We start from the raw sequence: 1,134 nt of genomic DNA on the forward strand, positions 1-1,134 counted from the left end.
AAGCGCTCTCGCAAGCGCTCCAGGAGCGGGACAGCACCGTGGACATCTTGAACGTTGGCGGGATGAACGTGAACTGCTAACAGAAGGCCATTGGTATCGGTGACGATGTGCCGCTTGCGTCCATGAAGGCGCTTGCCGGGGTCAAATCCGCGTGGCCCGCCGGCCTGCGTCGTCGAAGCGGTTTGACTGTCAATGACGGCAGCCGTCGGTGTCGGCTTGCGCCCAAGTTCTTGCCGCGCTTTGCGCACCAGAGCTCGAACGATCATGTGCCACCTGCCACTATCGCGCCACGCATAAAAGTAGCCCTGGACCGTCGAGTACGGCGGGAACTCGCTCGGCAGGGCCCGCCACTGGCAGCCGGTGGACAGTTGGGAATCCCAAATCGATTCAACCTAACCCCATCCCGCTTACCTAGACCTACGTGCTACAGACAGGCCAGGTAGTGCTGCACGGCTCGGCCCTGAGCCTGCGGGGCAACGAAATGGTCCAGCGGGCCTATCTTGGCGAAATGAAATCTTTGTCCACTTGTCTTTTGGGCTGCCGAAGACAAAGCTGTTCCAGCATGCCTCACGTGGGTTCGTGAGTTTCTCTGACAGCTGTTTTCCGCCGCGGATTCGCCACCGGCCATTCCGACAAGGGGGAAACCCTTGGTAGGTTCAAGCAGTTTTGGCGCTCCAGTTGTTGGCGTAGTCGTTGATTTTCTTAGCAAATCACACGCCTCTTAATCAGCGGGTCCCAGGTTCGAGCCGTGGTGCGCCCACCATTGGAAAACCCTAATTTTCCAAGCCCTTCGCGGAGAAGTCGCCGAGAACGAAACGAGCCTCGTGCGACGTTTTTAGTGGTCGGCGTGGCACGGCCAGATTCCAGATTGTTGTGCGACTTTCTTTTGTTTCTGTGCCTTCGCCCCATTCGGTACAGCGCGCAAATCCGACGGTACAGGTCGATTACGTGCTCGTCGTAGAATGGGATAATAGAGCGAGCAAACCGGACAATCTGTTCGTACGCATCCGGCGAGCACCGCCAGGTGACCACAGTTGATGGCATCCTGGCGATTTGATCGTAATCCTCCGCTGGGGGCCGCCTTGTCAGGTGGACCGTTGTGTTGAGAACTGTCCTTATGGACAGGCATACTCA

At 57.8% G+C, this 1,134-nt stretch carries 1 pseudogene; it reads right to left on the minus strand.

Annotation, left to right across the window (positions count from 1 at the left end):
• A pseudogene (locus tag SO180_RS42395) lies at positions 1-368 on the minus strand (IS5 family transposase); the annotation flags it as partial.
• Between the last annotated feature and the right edge of the window lie 766 nt (positions 369-1,134).

Source organism: Bradyrhizobium sp. UFLA05-112 (assembly GCF_053572325.1).